Genomic DNA, 20,860 nt, shown 5'->3' on the forward strand with positions numbered 1-20,860 from the left:
CGGGTGACGCGACTTCGGTCCGCCGCCACCCGCTCGCCGGGATCACGCCTGCGATTTCCACCAGGCGACGGTGGTGGCCACGGCCTCGTCGAGGGGCGTGGGGCGCAGGCCGAGCTTGTGCTCGCTGTCGGTGGCGTCGAGGACGAACGGGCGCTCCAGCTGGTGGCCGAGTTCGGCGAGTTCGCGCAGCAGCGGGCTGGCCACGCCCAGCACTTTCATCATCCACACCGGGATGACGGAGACCTTCGGCCGCGGTGCACCGGCGGCGTCGGCGATGGCATTGATGAGCTGACGCTGGGTGATCGCCGGTGCGGTGGGTGCGTGCAGAACGGTGTCGTGCACCGACTCGTCGGCTGCCGCGCGGATCATGGCGGCGGCCAGGTCGGGGATGTAGGTGAACGAGTGGGGGAGGTCGATCTTGCCGAAGGCGCTGACCCGCTTGCCCGCCAGAATCGGCGCGAACATTTGATCACCGGCCATCGAGGCGTGGACGTACGGACCGAGGAAGTCCGCGGAGACGACACTGACCGTCGCGGTGGGGTGTGCGGCGCGGGCGCGCAGCAGTTCTTCGCGCACCGCACCCTTGCCGGAACGTCCTGTGCGGGGCGAGGTTTCGGTGATCGGTCCCTCGGTCGGCTGGTACGAGTACAGGCTCTCCGGGAAGACCACCACCGCGCCGGCCTTTCCGGCCTCGTCCATGACCACCTGCTCGGCGCCGGGCAATTCGGCGCGCCAGACCTTCGCGGAGTACTTCGAACCGTGGATGCAGTGATAGACCGCGACGGCGCCGTCGAACTGGCCCGAAAGATATTCCGGCGCAGCGACATCCACCCGGCGGAGTTCGATCGACGGATGCCGGGGGCCGCGGCCGGACCGGGTGAGTACCCGCACCTGGTGGCCTGCGGCGGCGAGCTGCTCGGCGATGGTGGTGCCGACCGGTCCGGCGCCGGTGACGATGTGCAGGTCAGACATTGGTGAATCCCTTCGATGGGGCCGAGGTGCCCGGTTGCCTTAGAGAGCGGTGCTCTCTGATGTGCACGAGCATGCGGCAACCACTCAGCCCTTGTCAAGAGCACTGCTCACTGTTGTTGACAATGCTCTCTGGTTACTGCACCGTGGGAGACATGCCGACGACACCGCGGGCCCGCGCCAGGGCTCAGACCATGAACGACATAGTCCGGATCGGCCGCGAGCACCTGGCCACGGACGGGGCCGCCGCCCTCTCGCTGCGCGCGGTCGCCCGCGATCTCGGCGTCGTCTCCTCCGCCGTCTACCGCTACGTCAGCAGCCGCGACGAGCTACTCACCCTGCTGGTGGTGGACGGCTACAACGCCCTCGGCGACACCGTGGACGCCGCCCTCGCCGCCGCCCCCGACGACCCGATCGAGCAGCTGCGCGTCCTCGCCCGCACCGTCCGTGGCTGGGCGCACGCCGAATCCGCCCGCTACGGCCTGCTTTTCGGCACCCCGGTGCCTGGCTACCAAGCCCCGGCCGACCAAACCATGGCCCCCGGCACCCGGGTGATCACCACCCTGCAAAAGCTCTTCGCCCGCGCTTACCAGGCGGACCTACTGCATCCACCCGCCACCGAGCCTCGCGTATCTGCGCCCCTCGCAGCGAGTTTCACCCAGATCCGCGAGGAGTTCCACCTCGACCTCCCCGATTGGCTCCTCGCCCGCGGCATCACCTTCTGGGCGAGCCTCTTCGGCACCATCAGCGCCGACGTGTTCGACATGTACGGCACCGACACCTTCGCCGACCGCGACGAGCTCTTCGAGCACCAACTCGACGGTCTGCTCGACATGCTCGGGTACCGGGCGCCCGCATAGCGACCTGGAATGCGGCGTTGGCCCCCGCCCGAATCAGTAAGCGCGCGAGAAGATTACGCGCTTGCCGTAGGCGGAGGGGGCGGAGCAGCGGACGCAGGGGCCCGAGTCCGGAGTGCCGGTCAGCGGGATGCACCGGGGCGTTGCCGCGGTGCGGGCTTTGATCTCGTCCTCGCAGGTGGGGTTTCCGCAGTGGAGCGCGCGGGCCCAGCCGGTGGCGACGGCTGCCTCGAACGATGTCCAGTCGTCGACCTCGTGCGTGTGCTCGTCACGGAAGCTGGTGGCTCTGGCCAGCAGGTAGGTCTGGAAGTCATCGAGGATGGCCGGGATGGTGGTGGGCAGGGTTGCCAGGTCCGCGATTTGCTTCCCTTCGTCACCCAAGCGGCGTACGAGCACGGCGGTCCCCGCGGCGAGGTCACGGGGGCCGACTTCGACGCGGAGGGGGACGCCGCGCATCTCCCACTCGTTGAACTTCCAGCCGGGTGTTTGATCGCGACCGTCGACGTACACGCGAATCCCTTTGGCGCGCAAGTTCTGTGCGAGTTGCTCGGCCGCGGCCAGGACCGCGGCGGCGCTGTCGCCACGCATGATCGGCACGATTACCACCTGGTGCGGCGCCAGCCTCGGCGGCAGGACGAGACCGCGGTCATCGCCGTGGGTCAGCACGACGGCGCCGATCATGCGGGTGGTCATACCCCACGAGGTGGTGTGGCACAGCGTTTCTCGCCCGTCGACGGCGGCGTAGCGGATACCGAAGGCTTGCGCGAAGTTGGTGCCCAGATAGTGGGAGGTGCCTGCCTGCAGGGCTTTATCATCGCGCATCATCGACTCGATGGTGAGCGTCTCGACCGCCCCGGCGAACCGCTCACCCGGCGTCTTCCGGCCCGGCACGACCGGCATGGCCGCGAACTCCCGCGCGACCGTGGTGTAGATGTCCAGCGCCAGTTCCATTTCCGCCCGAGCTTCCGGCTCGTCGGCGTGTGCGGTGTGACCCTCCTGCCACAGGAACTCGGTGGTGCGCAGGAACATTCGGGGGCGCATCTCCCAGCGGACGACATTGGCCCACTGGTTGAGCAGCATCGGCAGGTCTCGGTGCGAGGAGATCCACTTCGCCATCATCTCGCCGATGATCGTCTCGGAGGTCGGCCGCACCACCAGCGGTTCTTCGAGCTCCTTGCCGCCGGCGTGGGTGACAACCGCCAGTTCGGGGGCGAAGCCCTCGACGTGGTCGGCTTCGCGTTCGAGGTAGCTCTGCGGGATCAGCAGCGGGAAGTAGGCGTTCTCGTGCCCGGTCTCCTTGATTCGGCGGTCCAGCTCGGCCTGGAGCAACTCCCAGATCCGGTAGCCGTACGGTCGAATCACCATGGTGCCCTTGGCCGGCCCACGATCGACGAGGCCGGCCTTGATGACCAGCTCGTTGTACCAGGTGGCGAAATCCGCGCTCTGGGCGGTCACGCCGCGCTCATCCCGTGCCATGTCGACAAGGCTATCGCCGCACGCCAGTGAATTTATCCGCCATTATCGCTGCTGACCTGCGGGGCCGATGGCGGCTCGGTCAGCGACCGGCCCGCTCCGTCGACCGTTCCGGCGGCGGCAGGCCGCGCTCCGCCGCGAGCCGCCGGTATCTCGACATGAGGGTGGCCGTATCCATCGCGGCTTCCTGGGAGAAATAGGACAGATGGCTGGCCACGAATCCCGGGAAGATGCAGTTCGGTCGCTTCAGGTAGGACGGGATATCGACCGAGAGTATGCGTTCGTCGTCCCCGTCCCCGGATATCGCGGACATGTACGACAGATCCCGGCCCAGCCATGCGACGAAATTGATGCTCAGGCGTTCGCTCCAGGGAATCGGGGCGGTGCTGTTCTGCTCGAATGCATCCGGGTTGTCGAGGAAGTGGTTGTGCAGCCGCGTGGCGAGCTCATGGCTTTCCCACAGGCTGCCGCGGAACCCACCGGGCGGGAGCTCGAGCGTCATCAGACTAGCCGGGATCGCGCCTGATTGCTGCTGGTAGTAGGCGCACACGTTGTTGTTGACGACATTCGCGGTCACCAGGAAATAGCGCTGCTGATCGATCCGGAACCGGAGGAAGTCGGCCAGTTTGTCGAGCTGAAGATAGACGATGTCGTCATCGCATTTCAGGAAGACCGAGTCGGCGTAGTACTGGGCGTGGGCGGAATACAGGTCGTAGACCTGCCCCCATCCCGGGCCATCGGTGTTGTACAGGTACTCCGTGACGCCCGGAAAACGCCATTCACCGTCGGAACCGTACCCGGTCTTCACCTGGACGTCGTACATCCCGGCTGGGACGGGCGTTCGGTTGTCGATGATCTCCGCGCCGTCGACCGAGAGTCCGACTCCGGTCGGGTCGATCGACAGCTCGATGTCCCGAAACGCGTTGCCGGACATGATGCCTGGCGTCGAGGCCGTTGCGATGGGTGGCCGCCGGTTCGTGCGGTCGTCGTGGTCCCGGACGAGGAGATCGCGATTGTCGATGTGGCGCAGCACGGTCCGCTGGTTGGACCAGCCGCCGATCACGAATTCGTAAGCCGGGGCGTCGCCGTCCCCGCGATGCGGTCCGAAGGCGATGTGGACATCGTGTCCCGCCCGCACCCGGCAACGCCAGCGGGCATTGCCCGCAACGGTCACCCGGCCCGCAGGGAAGTACACCTGATTGTCCGGTGACCGCCCGATTGCCGGGAACTGTTCGCGCAGCCAGCGATCGTCGGCTTCGTTGCGGGAGAAGTTCCAGACATGCCACTCGCCGATCAGCTTGCGCCGCATCGCCTCCGCCACGTAGCGGGTCAGTAATTCCATTCGATCGCGACGGCCGGCGAAGGTGACGAGGACGACGCGGTGTCCCGCGACCGCAGGACCGGCCCCGTCGTCGATCGGGGACATACCGGACAGAGCACGGCGGCTGGTGGTGGTCATGTGAGTCGCGGGCCGTCCTCTTCCTGTCGAGCGCTGCCGGATGAGAAGTTCACCGGTCGTCAGCTGAAGGAGAGTATGCGATGTGCTGTCCGGCTTGGACATTCGACGGTCGGGCTGTTCATTTCCCGTTAACCGCAAGCGGTTCAGTCAAGGTCCTGGTTGCCCGAGCGGTTGCCGAGGAACCGCAGCAGTGCGGGATCCGTCGAGGTGAAGCGGTCGACTTCTTGACCACCCGTGCACTCATACAGACCGATGGTTACCTGACCGGCACTGCGCCGGAGAACCCGCCACACGGCGCCGGATTCTTCCCAGCGCCGCAATACCGCTGTGGCATCGGAGGTTTCGTGCGCACCGGTCATCGCGGGACGGTGACCGGGTCGAGACAGCTGGCCGCGGCGTCGACGAGGGAACAGTTCTGGGGCGCCCGGGTGGGCCGGTAGTCGGGAGCGACGCCGCCCGCCCGGGTGATGGCGGCGTAGGCGGGGACCGCATCGGTGGGCTGACGAGTCAACGTAGGATCGGTCAGCACGTCGACCGTGTAGAGACCGAAACGTGGAGTGTAGGAACCCCATTCGTAATTGTCGGTGAGACTCCAGTAGTTGTAGCCGATCAGATTCATGCCGTCGGCCTTGGCGCGCTGCAGCCAGTAGACGGTGTCACGCAGGTTGTCGGCGCGGGTGTAGCCGTCGGCGCGCGGTGCGCCGTTCTCGGTCGGCATACCGTTCTCCACGATGTAGAGCGGTTTGCCGGGGAACTGGCGGGCGTAGTGCTGCAAGGCGTAGTAGATGCCTTCCGGCTGTAGCGGCTGGGTCCAGAGCTTTTCGAAGTCGGGCGGGCCGGCCAGCAGGCTCTCGGGGGAGAGGCCGTAGTAGTAATCGATGCCGATGTAGTCGAGGCGCGCGCCGATCTTGTCGATGAGCGGCTTGTTGATCACGTCCTCGCCGGTCGGGATGTAGGCGACGTTGCTGGTGACCATCGCGCCCGGCTGCACGCCGTGAATGTAGTCGTAGATGCCGTTGTGGGCCTGCGCGATTCGGTCGTGCATGGCCGGCACGTCGGTGGGGGACAGGCCGCCTTTGCGTAGTTCGTTGACGATGTAGACCATCGGCTCGTTGAAGGTGACCCACAGCGGGTCGTTCGCGGCGTAGCGGTCGACGAGCAGCCGCGCGTTGGCGAGCCAGTCCGCCACGATCCCAGGGCTGCGCCAGCCGCCGCGATCGACCTCCCAGCCCGGATACACCCAGTGGTCGATGGTGAGCATCGGCCGCATGCCCGCCTCGATGATCGCGGCGATCACGTTGTCGTAGAAGCGGAGTCCGGCCTCGTCCCATTCGCCGGGCCGCGGTTGTACTCGCGCCCACTCCAGGCCGATTCGATAGACCTGCACGCCGAGCTGGGCGGCCAGGGCGATGTCCGAGCGGTACCGGTTGACGAAGTCGATCGAATCACGGTACGGGTCAGTGGTTTTCCCGGCCGCGACGTACCGGGACCAGTTGCTGTCGGGCGCATGGCCTTCCGCCTGGTATCCCGATGCCGCGACACCCCACAGGAAGTCGGCGCCGAGCGGTGCGACCTGGGCCGGTGGATCCGGGCGTGCGGCAGCGACCGCCGTGCCGGCGACGAGGAGCGCGGCGGTGGCCGCCGCGAGGGCGGCGAAGACGCGGCGAGGACGCTGTGATCGCATCGAGCTCCTGTTCAACGAAATGACCGGGGCTATGGACCTGGGGGACAGCGTAACTGGTCGTATGTCCGTTTCGGGGGATCTGTGGGGTGCGTCGAGCTGATGTACCGCGCGGGGTAGTGGAGGAGGTAAGGGCTCGGCTCTTCCTGCGGGGTAGGGGAGGTGGTGGCAACGCCACGACTTCGGCTCAGGTAGTGCGCATCTCGTAAGTGCGGTGGCGGGTGGACGGATCCAAGCAGGAAGGTTGAAGTCGATTAAAACCATATAGTTACTTAGATATGCGCATCTACGCATACAAACGGTTCAATAGAAACAACCCACAAATCCACCAATGCGAAACCACCCGACACAGCCCACTCACCAGCCAGGAGTGGAGCGGGCCGTGCCGGGCGGACTGCTACGACTCCGAGGAGGAGAGTGCGGCAAGGAGTTGGGCGCCGGCCGCACGGGCGGCGGCCCGCATGACGAATCGTTCGAACCCCCAGCGCTGCTGATGCGCACGCAACTCGGCCACCAACTCGTCCACAGTGCCGATCAACACGAACGGCGCGCTGAGCAACTCTGCGACGCTGGTGCTCGGCACATCCTCGGCGAACCGGGCACAGGCCGCCTCGGCGTCGTCGGTGATCTCCACGTGCTGCACCAGCGCCTCGAACGCGGGTGTCCGGCCCGCCGCGGCGGCGGTGTCCCGGACGAGGTCGACCTGCGCGTCGATCTGGTCGAGCCCCCAGCGGGTCTCATGGTTGCGGCCGTCGGCCAGGGTCCGCCCGAGTCCGGAGAAGCCCACGATATCGGCGGTTTCGGCGGCATACCGGAGCACGCGGGTCCCGTTGCCGCCGACGAGGACCGGTACCTGCTTCTGCACCGGACGTGGCCGAGCCAGCACGGCGTCCCGGAGTTGGACGTGCTCGCCCGCGAAGGTCACCGTCTCACCGCCGAGCAGCCGCCGCGTGGTGTCGGTGACTTCGACCATCCTGGCTACCCGTGCCGCCGCCGACGGATGCTCGCGGCCCTGCATGGTCCATTCGGCGGGGGTGTGTCCCGCGCCGATCCCGAACAGCGCCCGCCCATTCGACACGAGATCGAGCGTGGCGACCTCGCCGGCGAGCAGAAACGGCTCCCACATCCCGGCATTGACCACGTTGGTCCCGAGCCGGATCGTCTCGGTGGCCGTCGCGGCGGCGGCGAGGGCCACGAACGGGGACGCGAACGAGCCGGGATGGTCGGGCACCATCAGCGCGTCGAAGCCCTCCTGCTCGCAGCCGCTGGCGAAGTCCGGCCAGGACCCTACGTCGATCATGTTGGCGGTCATGGAGAACTTGATCGGAGCGTTCATGCTCGACCTCCTTTCGAGCTGCCCACGCTAATTCCGCCGATCGGATGCCGTAAGTGATTCCGCTGAGGGCGAATTCGGGTTCAGCGGCGTGACTGATCCGCGGTGACGACGGGGAGCCGCACGGTGACCGGGTCGGTGACGGGCGTGGTTTCGACGAGGTCGGTCATGTCGCGGTTGGCGGGGTGTTCGTCGTCGAGGACCGGTTCGCCGAGCCCGACGCGCTGTTGGATGCGTTTCATCCAGGCGGGTGCCCACCAGCAGTCGTCGCCGAGGAGTTTCATCACGGCGGGCACCAGGAGCATGCGCAGAATGGTCGCGTCGATGATGAGGGCGGCGATCATGCCGTAGGCGATGTACTGCATCATCACCAATTTGGAGAACGCGAACGCGCCGGTGACGACGAGCAGGATGAGCGCGGCCGCGGTGATGATCCGCCCGGTGTGTGCGGTGCCGATGCGAATGGCCTCGGTGGTGGTCGCGCCTTTGGAGCGGGCTTCGACCATGCGGGACAGGAGGAATACCTCGTAGTCGGTGGACAGTCCGTAGATGATGGCGATGATCAGCACCAGGACCGGCGAGCTGATCGGCTGCGCGGTGAAGTTGAGCAGCCCGGCGCCGTGCCCGTCGACGAATATCCACGTGAGAATGCCGAGGGTGGTGCCGAGGCCGAGCGCGCTCATCAGCGCGGCCTTGATCGGCAGGATCAGCGAGCCGAAGGTGAGGAACATCAGCATTGTCGTGAGGAACAGCACGACGGCGATCATGAATGGGATGCGGCCTAAAAGGCCGTCGATGGAGTCCTTTTGGATGGCGGGCTGGCCGCCGACGAGCATGGTGACGTTGTCGGGTACGTCGAGCGAGCGCAGGTAGTCGATGGTCTTGTTGGCGTTTTCGACCGAGAGGGTCGCCTCTGTTTTGTAGACGCCGGGGCGGATGGTCGAGGGGGAGGGCGTGCCGAAGGGGCCGTCCGCAGCCGGCGGCGTGACGAGGCCTGGCGCCAGATTCGCCTGCTTCACCACATCGCTGATGCCGCGGGTGTTCTTGTCCTCGGAGATGAACACGAGTTGCACGGGATCGGCTTTACGGAGCGGGAAGGTGTCGTCGAACGCTTCTTGTGCGAGCCGCGTCGGATTGTCCGGTGGCAGATAGGTTTCGCTGAAGCCGCCGAAGGCGATGTTCTTCACGGGGATGATCAGTAGCAGCAGGCCGAGGACGATCGGGATGGCAATTCGCTTGGGGTGCTTCATCACCCATCGGGTGGATCGGCCCCAGAAACTGTTCTCGACCTCGTCGGCGGTCTTGGTTCTGCCGAAACGTTTGAGACCGAACATGTCCACGCGTGGGCCGAGGATGCTCAGCATCGCGGGCAGGACGGTGAGTGCGGTGAGTGCGGCGAGGGAGACCGTGGCGATGGAGCCGTATGCCATGGATTTCAGGAATCCCTGGGGAAACAGCAGCAGGCCGCCGAGGCTGACGATGATCATGGTCGCCGAGAACACCACGGTGCGGCCTGCGGTCATCACGGCACGGCGTACCGCGGTCTGGGTGTCGTAGCCCTCGGCGAGTTCTTCGCGGAATCGGCTCACGATGAACAGGCCGTAGTCGATGGCCAGGCCGACGCCGATCATCGAGACGACGCCGGAGACGAAGGAGTTGACGTCGGTGAATTCGGTGATGAACCGGACGATGCCGTTGGCGCCGAGCACGGTGAGCCCGCCGGCGATCAGCGGCAGGGCGGCGGCCACCAATCCGCCGAAAATGAAGAACAACAAGACTGCGACCGCTGGGAAGGCGACGACTTCCAGGAGACGGATGTCCTCGTCGAGTGAGTCGGTAAGCGTGCCCGCGACCGGTTGCAGGCCGGCGACCTGCACGTCGATGCCCGGAATGTAGAAGGCTTCGCGCACTTTCCGGAAGTTGTTCACCATTTCGGTGTCGGTGTCGCCTTTGATGGCAATGGAGGCGAAGGCGCGGCCGAGTTCGGGTCGGCCGAAGGCGCTGCGTTGCTGCTGGCCGGTCTCGGTGCGCCAATACGAGCCGTTGATCGCGAGGATTTCGTCGGGGTGCTCGCGGCGCAGGCTGTTGAGGTTGTCGACGATCTTGCCGCTGAACGCGGGATCGTCGAGCGATACGCCCGGCGGTGCGGTGTAGAGCACGAGGACGTCGGCGCGGTGGTCGCGCAGGTACGCGTCGTCGGATACGCGTGCGGCCTCGGCGGATTCGGAGGTGGGGTCGTCCAAGCCGCTGGAGCTGAGATGCCCGGACAGGTCCGACCCGTACGCGCCGAGCGCGAGCAGTGCGGCGCCGATGAGGCCGATGACGACGAATCGGAACCGGTGGACGAAGTTTCCCCAGTGCGCGAACATCAGGCGGCTCTTCGTAAGTGCGGACAGGTCGACGGTGTGCGGAGCGGCCTGAGGGCACCGATCATCAAGAGACTGCATCCTTCCGGTGGTCGCGCCCGATGTGCGCGTTCTCCAAAGTACCGGCGGTGCGGAGCGATCTTCCTGAGAGTTTTACATGGAAATCGGGCAGTGGACGCGCGGGTCAAGGCCGGTTTGTCGTTCGTGGAACGTTGTCTGTCAACGGCTTTGCGCCGTCCCCGATGTGATCTGCCCCTCGGTCCGGCCCGCCGATGCGGCGCTGGGACGGCGACGTGTCACCATTCGAGGATGGTGTCGAATCCGCTGCCTCCGATCGCTCGACGGCTGGCCCGACAGCGCTGGGTCATGCGCACCGCGCCGGTCGTCATTCCGGTGGAGCGCGCCGTTCGGCGCTGGACCGACGGGCGGATGGGCGTGCTGGATGTGGTCGGCCTGCCCTCGATCGAGGTGACGGTGCCGGGTCGCAAGACCGGGATACCGCGGACCACGTCGCTGCTGTATGTGCCGCGCGGTGCGAACTTCCTCGTGCTCGGGTCCAATTGGGGCAGTCCCAAGCATCCGGTGTGGTCGGCGAATCTCCGGGCCGCCGATACCGCCACGGTGCGGCACAAGGGTGCGCAGTTCACCGTCAGCGTCACCGAGCTCACCGGCGTCGATCGCAAACCCGCGTGGGATCTGGCCGTCGAGTTCTGGCCGGGTTACGAGATGGAGTACGAGCTCTCCGGCGGTCGTCAGTTCCGGATGTTCGAGCTGCGCCGCGTTTGACCCGACTCGACCGTGGTTGAGCGAAAAGTGTTCGCAGCGCCCGTAAGTCGCGTGTTTTCGGTGCGGTAGACGTGGCCGCCACTTTGTCGGACGGTCGGGTTACGGTGTCTTGGTGACCACGCATCTGACGCACTGGGGCGCTTTCGAGGCCGACAGCGACGGTGAACGGCTGACGGCTGTTCGACCGTGGCGCGAGGATCCGGAGCCGATGCGGCTGATCGAGAATGTGGCCTCCGCCCAGCACCACCCGACCCGGATCGATCAACCATATGTGCGTCAGGGTTGGCTGGAGCACGGGCCCGGCGCTCCAGGACGTGGTGATGAGCCGTTCGTGCCGGTGTCGTGGGAGCGGGCGCTGGATCTGCTCGCCGGTGAGCTGGGGCGGGTGTACCGCGAGTACGGTGCGGAGTCGGTGTTCGGCGGGTCCTACGGGTGGGCGAGTGCGGGACGGTTCCATCACGCGCAGAGCCAGGTGCATCGGTTCCTGAACTGCCTCGGCGGGTATGTGCGGCACGTCAACAGCTACAGCCTCGGGGTGTCGCAGGTTTTGCTGCCGCATGTGATCGGCGACCTCGGTTTCGTGCTGGAGCAGGCGACGTCGAAGGCGGTGCTCGCCGAGCACGCGGAGCTGGTGGTGGCGTTCGGCGGGTTGTCGCCGAAGAACTCGGCGGTGTCGCCGGGCGGTGTGTCGCGGCACAACACCCGTGGGTGGATCGGGGCAGCGCGGGCGCGGGGCTGCCGGTTCGTATCGATCTCACCGTTGCGCGACGACATCCCGGCGGAGGCCGAAGCGGAGTGGCTGGCGCCGCGGCCGGGCACCGATACGGCGTTGATGCTCGCACTGGCGCAGGTATTGGACGCGGAAGGCTTGGCGGACAAGGAATTCCTGGACAAGTACACCGTCGGCTACGAGCGGTTCGTCGGGTATGTGCGGGGCGAGGCGGACGGGATCGTCAAGACGCCGGAGTGGGCCGAGTCGCTCACCGGACTGAGCGCTGAACGTATCCGGGCGCTCGCGCGCGAGATGGCGGCGGCACGGACCTTCGTGACGGTCAGCTGGTCGTTGCAGCGTGCGCAGTACGGCGAGCAGCCGTTGTGGATGGGGGTGGTGCTCGCGGCGATGCTCGGCCAGATCGGGCTGCCCGGTGGCGGGTTCGGGCACGGTTACGGCTCGGCGGCCAGTCTGGGCGAGCCTGCCCAGGAGTTCGCGCCGCCGCGACTGTCGCAGGGACCGAACGGGGTCGACACGTTCATTCCGGTCGCGCGAATCGCCGACATGCTGCTCAACCCCGGGCAATCCTATGAGTACGACGGCCAGCACCTGGTGTATCCCGATATCCGGCTGGTCTACTGGGCGGGCGGGAATCCCTTCCACCACCATCAGAATCTGGCCAGGCTGCGCGCGGCGTTCGCCCGGCCCGAGACCGTGGTGGTGCACGATCCGTTCTGGTCGGCGACCGCGCGGCACGCGGACATCGTGCTGCCGGCGACCATGACCATCGAACGCGACGACTACGGCGCGGGGGATCGAGTGTTCTTCGCGATGAAGGCGCTCACCGAGCCGCATGGCACCGCGCGCGACGACTACGCCATCTTCGGCGAGCTGGCCGAACGCCTCGGCGTCGGCAAGGAATTCACCGAGGGCCGCACCGTCGGCGAATGGCTGCGCCACCTGTACGAGGAATGGCGGCTGCGCCACGCCGGGCACGACCTACCGGACTTCGACACGTTCTGGGCCAGCGAGCACCTCGAATTGCCGGTACCCGACCCGAATCAGGTCCTGGGCGCGGACTTCCGGGCCGACCCGGACCAGTTCCCGCTGAGCACGCCGAGCGGCAAGATCGAGATCTGCTCGGCGACCATTGAGGGCTTCGGGTACGCGGACTGCCCCGGCCATCCGGTGTGGCTGGAACCCGAGGAATGGCTGGGTGGTGCGGCCGCGGCCGAGTTCCCGTTGCAGTTGGTGGCCAACCAGCCGCGTGCCAAGCTGCACAGTCAGCTCGATGTCGGTGCGTACAGCCAATCGAGCAAAGTCACCGGTCGTGAACCGGTGCGGTTGCATCCCGAGGATGCCGCCGCCCGTGACCTGCACGACGGCGATGTGGTTCGTATTGTCAGCAAGCGCGGCAGTTGCCTGGCTGGGCTGATCGTCGACGACGCGGTCCGGCCGGGGGTAGCGCAGCTGTCCACCGGCGCCTGGTACGACCCGGACCCGGCCGATCCCGCGTTCTGCCGCCACGGCAATCCGAACGTATTGATCGCGGACCGTCCCTCCTCGAAGCTCAGTCAAGGCTGCACCGGGCAGTTGTCGCTGGTCGAGATCGAGCGGTACACCGGTGCGGTGCCGGAGCTGGCTGTCGATCGTCCGCCGCGCACGATTCGGTAAGTGGCGCAACGCATTCGGTGACGTGTGAAGTTCGGCTGGATCTATCGGCTTACCCGGTCGCGCTTTTCAGGTGCTCAGCAAGATAGCGGCCGGTGATGCTGTGGGAGTTCTCGGCGATCTCGCCGGGGGTTCCGGTGGCGACGATGCGTCCGCCGGCGGCACCGCCGCCGGGTCCCATGTCGATGATGTAGTCGGCGTTGGCGATCATGTCGAGGTCGTGTTCGATGACGAGGACGGTGGCGCCGTTGTCGTTGAGGCGTCCGATAACCGCAAGCAGGGTGCGGATGTCGAGCGGGTGCAGGCCGACGCTGGGTTCGTCGAAGATGAACAGGGTGTCGCTCTGGTTGCGGCCGAGTTCGGTGGCGAGTTTGAGCCGTTGTGCTTCGCCGCCGGACAGTGCCGGGGTGGCTTCGCCCAGGGTGAGATAGCCCAGTCCGAGGTCGATGAGGGTGTGCAGCCGCGCGCGGACCCGGCGGATGTCGGCGGTGAGCCCGGCGGCCTCGGTGACGGTGCGGGTGAGCAAGTCGGGCAGGGAGATTCCGGCATCGCCGGGGATGGGGCGCAAGATCTCTCGTGCGGTCGGCGCGTACCGGGTGCCCGCGCAGGCGGGGCAGTCGATGTCGACATCGGGGAGGAACTGCACATCCAGCGACACTTGGCCGGTGCCTTCGCAGCGGGGGCAGCGCAGCGAGCCGGTGTTGTAGGAGAAGTCCGCGGCGGTGAGCCCACGGTCGACAGCGGTGGGCGTGGCGGCATAGGCGCGGCGCAGATCGTCGAGGACGCCGCTGTAGGTGGCGACGGTGGAGCGGACATTGATGCCGATGGGGGTGGCGTCGACCATGTCGACGCGGGTGATGCCCGGTGCGTCGACGGTGCTGACGTGGGCGGGCAGCGGGTCGCCCGCGATGCGCGCCGCGAGTGCGGGGACCAGGCTTTCCAGGATCAGGGTGGTTTTGCCGGAGCCGGAGACGCCGGTGACCGCGGTTATCCGCCCCTGCGGGATGTCCGCATCCAGCGCATGGACGGTGTGCAGGGGCTGGGTCGCCAGGTGGATACGACCGCGATCGAACATCTCGCCGCCGCCTGTGCGCGACCGCACGACCACCGGTTCCCGGCCGTTCAGGAATCCGCCGAGCAACGAGGCCCGGTCGGTGCCGAGGTCGGCGGGGCTGCCGATGGCGAGCACGCGGCCGCCTTCGCTACCGGCGCCCGGGCCCATCTCGATGAGCCAGTCGGCTTCGCGCAGGACTTGGACGTCGTGGTCGACGCAGATCACCGAGTTGCCGTCGCGTAGTAGGTCCCGCATCACCCCGAGCAGGCCATCCACGTTCGAGGGGTGCAGGCCGATGGAAGGTTCGTCGCGGACATACAGCACCCCGGTGGTCTGGTTGCGTACCGCGCGGGCCAGTTGCACGCGTTGGCGCTCACCGGTCGACAGGGTCGAGCTCGCCCGGTCCAGGCTGAGGTACCCCAATCCCAGGTCGAGCAGTCGGCGTGCCATCTCGAGGAGTTTGTCGACGAGATTGCGTGCCATCTGGCGCATTTCCGCGGGCAGGGTCGGCTCGAGGGTGGGTGCCCACGCGGTGAGTTCGTCGAGGGTCTTGGTGGTGGCCTGGGCGAGATCGATGCCGTCCACCTGTGATTCGCGGGCCTTGTCGCTGAGCCGGGTGCCGTGGCAGGTGGGGCAGACCTGGGCGCTGATGAATTTGTTGACCCGGGTGAGCCCGCGCTCGTTGGTGGCCTTGTTCAGCGCCTCCTGCACCGATCGCACCGCGTTGCGGTAGGTGAAGTTCATCTCGAACAGCTTGCCGTTCTTCGTGCCGACCTTGATATTGCGTTTCTCGGCGGGTCCGTGCATGACGATGTCGCGTTCGGCGGCGGTCAGATCCGCGTACGGGACATCGGTGCGCACGCCCATCTCGGCGACCACCTGCGGCATCACCGTCAATCCGAACATCGACCACGGGGCCACCGCGCCGTGTTCGATGCTGCGCGACGGATCGGGCACCAGCGTGTTCTCGTCCACCTCGCGCACCACCCCGGTCCCCGAGCATCGTGGACACGCACCGTCGGAGTTGAAGGCCAGCGACTCCGCGCCCGGCGGATAGAACGTTGCTCCGCACACCGGGCAGGTCAGCTCGAGGTCGAGCGCCACGTCGATGGTGGGTTCGAGGCGGTGACCGTTCGGGCAGCAGTGGGATCCGAGCCGCGAAAACATCAGCCGCAGCACATTGAGCAGCTCGGTCGAGGTGCCGAAGGTGCTGCGCACCCCGGGCACACCCGGCCGCTGGCGCAACGCCAGCGCCGCGGGCACGTGCTCGACACTGTCGACGGCCGCGCGTGGCGCCTGCGCCATGCGGCGGCGCGTGTAAGTCGACAATGCCTCGAGGTAGCGGCGCGATCCCTCCGCATACAGCACCCCCATAGCCAGCGACGACTTGCCCGACCCCGACACGCCCGCCACCGCAACCAGCGTGCGCAACGGCACCGACACGTCGATGTCCTTCAGGTTGTGGACCTTCGCGCCGTGCACCTCGATCGCCGGCGGCTGCGCGTCGAGTCGTGCCCGATCCGGTGCGCCCGTCGGCACCGGGTCGCCGTCGTCGCTGGTCATAGCGCCTCCTTGGTCGAGCGGGGAATCGGGTCCGGCACCGGCCGCTGCGGAGGCGGGTGTTCGCCGTGCAAGGGCGTCCATGTGGTCGAGCAAATACGCAAACACGGAAGTTGCTTCCATGGAATATAGTTTGCTAACGTTGTGCTCGCAACCCGATGGGGGCCGTCCGCTACGACCACGGACCAATGGAATAGTGATGACAACCGACTCGAAGTCGTTGTACGACAACCTGATTCGATACGAGATCGAGCTGTGGAACGCCATCGACGCGACCTTGCGTACCGAATGCGATCTCCAGCTGACCTGGTTCGAGATCCTGCGATTTTTGGCCGGACACAGCGGTAGCCGCGTGCAGGACATCGCCGCGGAGTTCTCGATCACTGTCGGCGGCACCAGCAAAGTGGTCGACCGAATCGAGGCGGCCGGCTACTGCGCACGCCGCGCGAACCCTGACGACCGCCGATCATCTCTCGTCGTGCTGACCCCGACCGGACGGCAGGTCCTCGACCGTGCCACCGTCGTTTTCGAAGGTGAACTCCAACAGCGCATCGGCGCGGTACTCGACCATCAGACGATTCACACGGTCACCACGGCCCTCGCCACGCTCCGCGCCGCCGGGCATGCACGCGACGCCGACGGCAAGTCCTAGAACCTCGGCTGCGGTCAGTCGGGGAGGGGTACGAGCCGCTGGGCGTCGTCGAACAACGCGCGTTCGGCCACCCTCGCGGCGGCGAGCGCAGCCAGTGCGGTGGCCGCGAGCAGCATGTACATGACCACGATCTGATAGCGGATCGCGGTGAGCGGGTCGACCCCGGCCAGGATGAGTCCGGTCATCGCGCCGGGCAGGCTGATCAAGCCGACCACCTTGGTGGAGTCGATGGCAGGCACGAGTGCGGTGCGCAGCGCGGACTGCCGATGCGGCAGAAACGCTTGCCGCGCAGGCAATCCCAGGCACAATCGGGCTTCGATGGCGGGCCGGGCCTGCCTGGCGTCCTCCCGGATCCGCCGCAACGCGATACCGGTGGCCTGCATCGCGCCGGAGACGACCATCCCGCCGACGGGGACCACCACGCGGGGTTCGGTGGAGATCACCCCCAGCAGTACGAGCGCGCCGAGGGTGATCGTGGCACCGACCGCAACGCCGATCGTCGCGGCGCGCCGCGCCTGCGGCAAGCCCGCACCTCGACGTCCCGCGACCTGCCCGGCGATGATCACCATCAGGATCACCCACGCGAACGCACCGGGTAATGCGGTGTGCCGGAACACGACCAGCAGGATCGCACCCACCGCGACCAGCTGAACTCCGGCCCGGATCGCGGCGATCACCAGCTCACGGGTCAGCTTCAGGTGCTGGCGGTAGGCGATGAAGGCGGCCAGCGCGACCAGCAGCAGCGAGGCCGAGACGCCGGTCCAGTCGGGGACCGAAAGACCCTCCGCCATCACGGGTTCCGATCGATCTGATCGTCCTGGACCAGATGTTTGTCGTCGAGTATCAGGATGTCGTCGGCGGCGGTCCGCACGAAACTTTGGTCGTGACTGACGAGGACCACGGTGCCACCCGCGTCGGCGTGCGCGCGGATCAGCTCGGCCACGGCGGTGGCGGCGACCGCGTCCAACGCCGAGGTGGGCTCGTCCAACAGCAACACGTCCGGTTCGACGGCCAGCGCGCGGGCCAGGCACACCCGTTGCGCCTCACCGCCGGACAACTCCACGCACCGGCGTTCGGCGAACGACTCCGGCAACCCGACCCTGCCCAACAGGGCGGTGACCTGCGTGGTCGACAAGTCCGGGCACCCTACCCGCAGCTCGTCGGCCACCACATCGGCCAGCAGCACCGGGCGCTGCGGCACCAACCCGACTCGACGGCGCAGCGCAGGCACATCGAGTTCGGTGATCGGGATGTCGTCGAGCAGAATCCGTCCACTGCTCGGTTCGGCGAGACGGTTGAGCAATCGCAACAGCGTGGTTTTGCCGGTACCGCTCGGCCCGACTACCGCGGTGCATCGGCCACCGGACATGGTGACGTCGAGGTCGACGAGCAGCGGCGTCGAGTCGGCGACCGCGCCGACCCGGTCCAGGACGAAGGTGTGCACGCGGCAATCCTGCTACGCGTCGCGCGCGCCGACGCACATCGGCCGGTACAGCGCGGCGATTTTATTGTGCTGCATCGGCACTCGGGCCACCGATAGGCTCGCTGCCATGCTGCTGCGCCACGTGACCATCGACTGCGCCGATCCGTACAAGCTCGCCTCGTTCTGGAGCGACGTCACCGGCTGGCCCGTCTCCGACGAGGACCAAGCAGACGACGACGAGGCTTTGCTGGTCGCGCCCGAGCCGGTGCCGGGGTTGCTGTTCATCCGGGTCCCGGAGGGCAAAACGGTGAAGAACCGGATCCACTTCGATTGGGTGCCGACCGAACGCACCCGCGACGAGGAGGTCGAGCGGGTCATCGGGCTCGGCGCGACGCTGTTCGAGGATCACCGCACCGCCGACGGTCTGGGCTGGGTCACCCTGCGCGATCCCGAGGGCAACGAATTCTGTGTCGAGCGAAGCACATCCGAACGCGGCCTCGGCTGAGGGCGCGACACTCCACCGGAATGGGCTGTGCGGCCGTGCGATCGGCGGCGACCTCTACGATGCCCCGGTGACCTACGACGACCTCGAGCATCTCGACACTTCCCGGCTGCCGGAGCGCCAGCAGCGGATCCTCGCCACCATCCGGGACTGGGTGGTGCGGCACGGCTACGCGCCGAACTCCCGGCAGCTCGGGGACGCGGTGGGGTTGCGTTCGTCGTCGTCGGTGTCCAAGCATCTGAACAGCCTGGAGGAGAAGGGGTTCCTGCGGCGCAGCGAGACGATGTCGCGGCCGATCGATGTGCGGATGTTCCTGAACGGGTCGGCGCCGCGGGAGACCAACGAGGACTCGGTGGCCGTGCCGGTGGTCGGCGACATCGCCGCGGGCACACCCATCCTCGCCGAGGAACACACCGACGACATGGTGACCATGTCGCGCCAGCTCGTCGGCCGCGGCACCGTGTTCGGGCTGCGGGTGCGCGGCGACTCGATGATCGACGCCGCGATCTGCGACGGTGACATCGTGGTGGTGCGCCAGCAGAACGAGGCGCACTCGGGGGAGATCGTGGCGGCGATGATCGACGGCGAGGCCACGGTGAAGGTGTACCGGCGGCGCAACGGGCATGTGTATCTGGAACCGCGCAACCCCGCCTACGAGATCATCGACGGTGATCAGGCCGCTGTGCTGGGCAAGGTGGTCTCGGTCATGCGCCGCGTCTGAACGGGCCGTCGTACCCTGAACTGATGTCGGACATGTCGGAGCCAGATGTCCAGCGGCTGGTCGAGGTACTCGCCGGTCGCCGGGTGGTAGTGCTCACCGGTGCCGGCTTGTCCACCGACAGCGGCATCCCCGACTATCGCGGGCCGGCCTCGCCGCCGCGTAACCCGATGACCTATCAGCAGTTCGTCGGCGATCCGGTGTTCCGGCAGCGGTATTGGGCACGCAACCACATCGGCTGGCGGCGGATGGACGCGTCCCGGCCCAATCCGGGGCATCGCGCGCTGGCGCGGTTGGAGCGGATGGGTGTGGTCACCGGGCTGATCACCCAGAACGTCGATCTGCTGCACACCAAAGCCGGACACCGGCGGGTCATCGACCTGCACGGCACTTACGCGCGAGTGCGGTGCCTGCGGTGCGAGGCGTTGATATCGCGGATGGCGTTGGCGGAGCGGCTCGAAACCGCGAACCCGGGTTTCGCCGAGGGCGCGACGACGAACGGGGTGGAAGTCGCCCCCGATGCCGATGCGGTCGTCGCGGACACCGACAGTTTCCGGATGGTCGACTGCGCGAGCTGCGGGGGAATGCTCAAGCCCGACATCGTGTACTTCGGGGAGAACGTGCCCAAGGAGCGCGTGGCGGCGGCGTTCGAACTCGTCGACGAGGCAGATGCGCTGCTGGTCGCGGGGTCGTCGCTGACCGTGATGTCGGGATTGCGGTTCGTGCGGCACGCGGCGAAAACCGGTCGGCCAGTGGTGATCGTCAACCGGGGGACCACCCGCGGGGATGAGCTGGCCACGTGCCTACTCGACGCCGGATGCTCGAATGCGCTGGTCGCGCTCGCCGACGCGCTCGGGGACGTACGCGTTTTGTCCTCGGCAGGGTGAGTACTGGCCGGCGGGCACGGTGTGCCGGCAGCGTCGTGCGTACTGGGTGTCAACTTTGCGCGTGCCCCGGTGGGGGGTTTGCCCGTGCGACTCGTCCCGCCGACCCCAGACCAGGGTTGCCGCCTCAGTCACGCCGCATGTGGCCAGGTGCGCACCCGGCGGGGCACCGGGGTCGGCGGCGACCGCGGCGAAAAGCGTTTAGTGCGGGTGCAGGTGGGTGACCGGCAGTCCGTGCTCGACATGCAGGCGGGCGGCCACGAGCGAGCGATGGCAGGCCTGCGGATCGCGCTCGACACAGAAGAGCGCAGTCATCGAGCCGCTCGGTAGCTCCGCCACGAGCGTGCCGAGGTCGAACGGGTCGAGGATCTCCCGGGTATAGCGCTCGGCGTACTCGGTGGCCAGCGTGACGCGGTTGCGTTTGCCGACACCTTGGCGGTCGTCCTCGCGGTACTGGAGGTGGCGCATCTCGGTGGTCGGTGCCAGCTCCCGCACATGCCGGTAGCCGATGTCCGCCGCGGCGAGCGCTTGCTGGAGCCGCGCCGAGTTCGCCCAGGAGTACTCGGCGCCCCGAACGCCGCGGCGCTGGCGCAGATCGAGCAGCAATCCCACGCCCGCATCGGTGAGTTGCTCGATGAAGGTTGCGGCCGTGAAACCGTAGACCCCGATCGTCGCAATTCGTTTCATCCAGTACCTGCCCAACTCGGTGGCGAAGCCGCGCCGGGATGGCAAGGCGCTCGCCGTGTGGATTGCGAACCAA

At 67.2% G+C, this 20,860-nt stretch carries 18 protein-coding genes; 7 read left to right on the forward strand and 11 right to left on the reverse strand.

Annotation, left to right across the window (positions count from 1 at the left end; translation table 11 throughout):
- Positions 1-42 precede the first annotated feature (42 nt).
- Entirely contained in the window at positions 43-972 is a 930-nt protein-coding gene (locus DMB37_RS00385; RefSeq protein WP_135230913.1) for an NAD-dependent epimerase/dehydratase family protein, read from the reverse strand.
- Between the two features lie 152 nt (positions 973-1,124).
- Between DMB37_RS00385 and DMB37_RS00390 the strand changes: the two genes are divergently transcribed.
- Positions 1,125-1,829, forward strand: coding sequence for a TetR/AcrR family transcriptional regulator (locus DMB37_RS00390; RefSeq protein WP_135230914.1), 705 nt, complete (start codon positions 1,125-1,127; stop codon positions 1,827-1,829).
- A 33-nt stretch (positions 1,830-1,862) separates the two neighbouring features.
- On the opposite strand, the gene proS is transcribed toward DMB37_RS00390, so the two are convergent.
- The 6 genes from proS to DMB37_RS00420 form a co-directional block, all read right to left on the reverse strand.
- Positions 1,863-3,302 carry a proline--tRNA ligase gene (gene proS / locus DMB37_RS00395; protein WP_135230915.1) on the reverse strand — a complete coding sequence of 480 codons (1,440 nt, stop codon included), beginning with the start codon at positions 3,300-3,302 and terminating at the stop codon, positions 1,863-1,865.
- Between the two features lie 79 nt (positions 3,303-3,381).
- Positions 3,382-4,758: a hypothetical protein gene (locus tag DMB37_RS00400; RefSeq protein ID WP_167768663.1), complete on the reverse strand. Its 1,377-nt coding sequence runs from the start codon at positions 4,756-4,758 to the stop codon at positions 3,382-3,384.
- Positions 4,759-4,901: 143 nt separating this feature from the next.
- Positions 4,902-5,117 (reverse strand): hypothetical protein, encoded by a 216-nt coding sequence (locus DMB37_RS00405; protein WP_135230917.1) that lies wholly within the window; start codon positions 5,115-5,117, stop codon positions 4,902-4,904.
- Positions 5,114-6,442: a family 1 glycosylhydrolase gene (locus DMB37_RS00410; RefSeq protein ID WP_135230918.1), complete on the reverse strand. Its 1,329-nt coding sequence runs from the start codon at positions 6,440-6,442 to the stop codon at positions 5,114-5,116. The genes DMB37_RS00405 and DMB37_RS00410 overlap by 4 nt, the downstream gene beginning before the upstream one ends.
- Positions 6,443-6,836: 394 nt before the next feature.
- Positions 6,837-7,775, reverse strand: coding sequence for a TIGR03621 family F420-dependent LLM class oxidoreductase (locus DMB37_RS00415; protein WP_135230919.1), 939 nt, complete (start codon positions 7,773-7,775; stop codon positions 6,837-6,839).
- A gap of 80 nt (positions 7,776-7,855) precedes the next feature.
- Positions 7,856-10,141 carry an MMPL family transporter gene (locus DMB37_RS00420; RefSeq protein WP_135230920.1) on the reverse strand — a complete coding sequence of 762 codons (2,286 nt, stop codon included), beginning with the start codon at positions 10,139-10,141 and terminating at the stop codon, positions 7,856-7,858.
- 306 nt (positions 10,142-10,447) lie between these two features.
- Between DMB37_RS00420 and DMB37_RS00425 the strand changes: the two genes are divergently transcribed.
- Together DMB37_RS00425 and DMB37_RS00430 are read left to right on the forward strand one after the other, a co-directional pair.
- A complete protein-coding gene (locus DMB37_RS00425) occupies positions 10,448-10,924 on the forward strand; it encodes a nitroreductase family deazaflavin-dependent oxidoreductase (RefSeq protein ID WP_135230921.1) in 477 nt (158 codons plus the stop codon).
- Between the two features lie 112 nt (positions 10,925-11,036).
- On the forward strand, positions 11,037-13,310 hold the full coding sequence (locus DMB37_RS00430; protein ID WP_370465296.1) for a molybdopterin guanine dinucleotide-containing S/N-oxide reductase: 2,274 nt from the start codon (positions 11,037-11,039) through the stop codon (positions 13,308-13,310).
- A gap of 49 nt (positions 13,311-13,359) precedes the next feature.
- Here the strand turns inward: DMB37_RS00430 and DMB37_RS00435 are convergent, their stop codons facing one another.
- Positions 13,360-15,924 carry an excinuclease ABC subunit UvrA gene (locus tag DMB37_RS00435; RefSeq protein ID WP_167768664.1) on the reverse strand — a complete coding sequence of 855 codons (2,565 nt, stop codon included), beginning with the start codon at positions 15,922-15,924 and terminating at the stop codon, positions 13,360-13,362.
- A gap of 196 nt (positions 15,925-16,120) precedes the next feature.
- On the opposite strand from DMB37_RS00435, the gene DMB37_RS00440 reads away from it, so the two are divergent.
- Complete coding sequence (locus DMB37_RS00440) at positions 16,121-16,573, forward strand: MarR family winged helix-turn-helix transcriptional regulator (RefSeq protein ID WP_206055140.1); 453 nt, start codon at positions 16,121-16,123, stop codon at positions 16,571-16,573.
- A 14-nt stretch (positions 16,574-16,587) separates the two neighbouring features.
- Here the strand turns inward: DMB37_RS00440 and fetB are convergent, their stop codons facing one another.
- Together fetB and DMB37_RS00450 are read right to left on the reverse strand one after the other, a co-directional pair.
- On the reverse strand, positions 16,588-17,364 hold the full coding sequence (gene fetB / locus DMB37_RS00445) for an iron export ABC transporter permease subunit FetB (RefSeq protein WP_135230922.1): 777 nt from the start codon (positions 17,362-17,364) through the stop codon (positions 16,588-16,590).
- Positions 17,364-18,017, reverse strand: a complete 654-nt coding sequence (locus tag DMB37_RS00450; protein ID WP_240772170.1) for an ATP-binding cassette domain-containing protein — start codon at positions 18,015-18,017, stop codon at positions 17,364-17,366. Before DMB37_RS00450 ends, fetB begins: the two co-directional genes overlap by 1 nt.
- Positions 18,018-18,123: 106 nt before the next feature.
- On the opposite strand from DMB37_RS00450, the gene DMB37_RS00455 reads away from it, so the two are divergent.
- The 3 genes from DMB37_RS00455 (at position 18,124) to DMB37_RS00465 (ending at position 20,103) form a co-directional block, all read left to right on the forward strand.
- On the forward strand, positions 18,124-18,501 hold the full coding sequence (locus tag DMB37_RS00455; protein ID WP_135230923.1) for a VOC family protein: 378 nt from the start codon (positions 18,124-18,126) through the stop codon (positions 18,499-18,501).
- A 67-nt stretch (positions 18,502-18,568) separates the two neighbouring features.
- On the forward strand, positions 18,569-19,219 hold the full coding sequence (lexA, locus tag DMB37_RS00460) for a transcriptional repressor LexA (RefSeq protein ID WP_135230924.1): 651 nt from the start codon (positions 18,569-18,571) through the stop codon (positions 19,217-19,219).
- 23 nt (positions 19,220-19,242) lie between these two features.
- A complete protein-coding gene (locus DMB37_RS00465; RefSeq protein WP_370465297.1) occupies positions 19,243-20,103 on the forward strand; it encodes an NAD-dependent protein deacetylase in 861 nt (286 codons plus the stop codon).
- A gap of 198 nt (positions 20,104-20,301) precedes the next feature.
- On the opposite strand, the gene DMB37_RS00470 is transcribed toward DMB37_RS00465, so the two are convergent.
- Positions 20,302-20,787, reverse strand: coding sequence for a DUF488 domain-containing protein (locus tag DMB37_RS00470; protein WP_135230925.1), 486 nt, complete (start codon positions 20,785-20,787; stop codon positions 20,302-20,304).
- Between the last annotated feature and the right edge of the window lie 73 nt (positions 20,788-20,860).

The organism is Nocardia sp. CS682, from assembly GCF_004634405.1.
In the GTDB taxonomy this organism is placed as follows: domain Bacteria; phylum Actinomycetota; class Actinomycetes; order Mycobacteriales; family Mycobacteriaceae; genus Nocardia; species Nocardia ninae.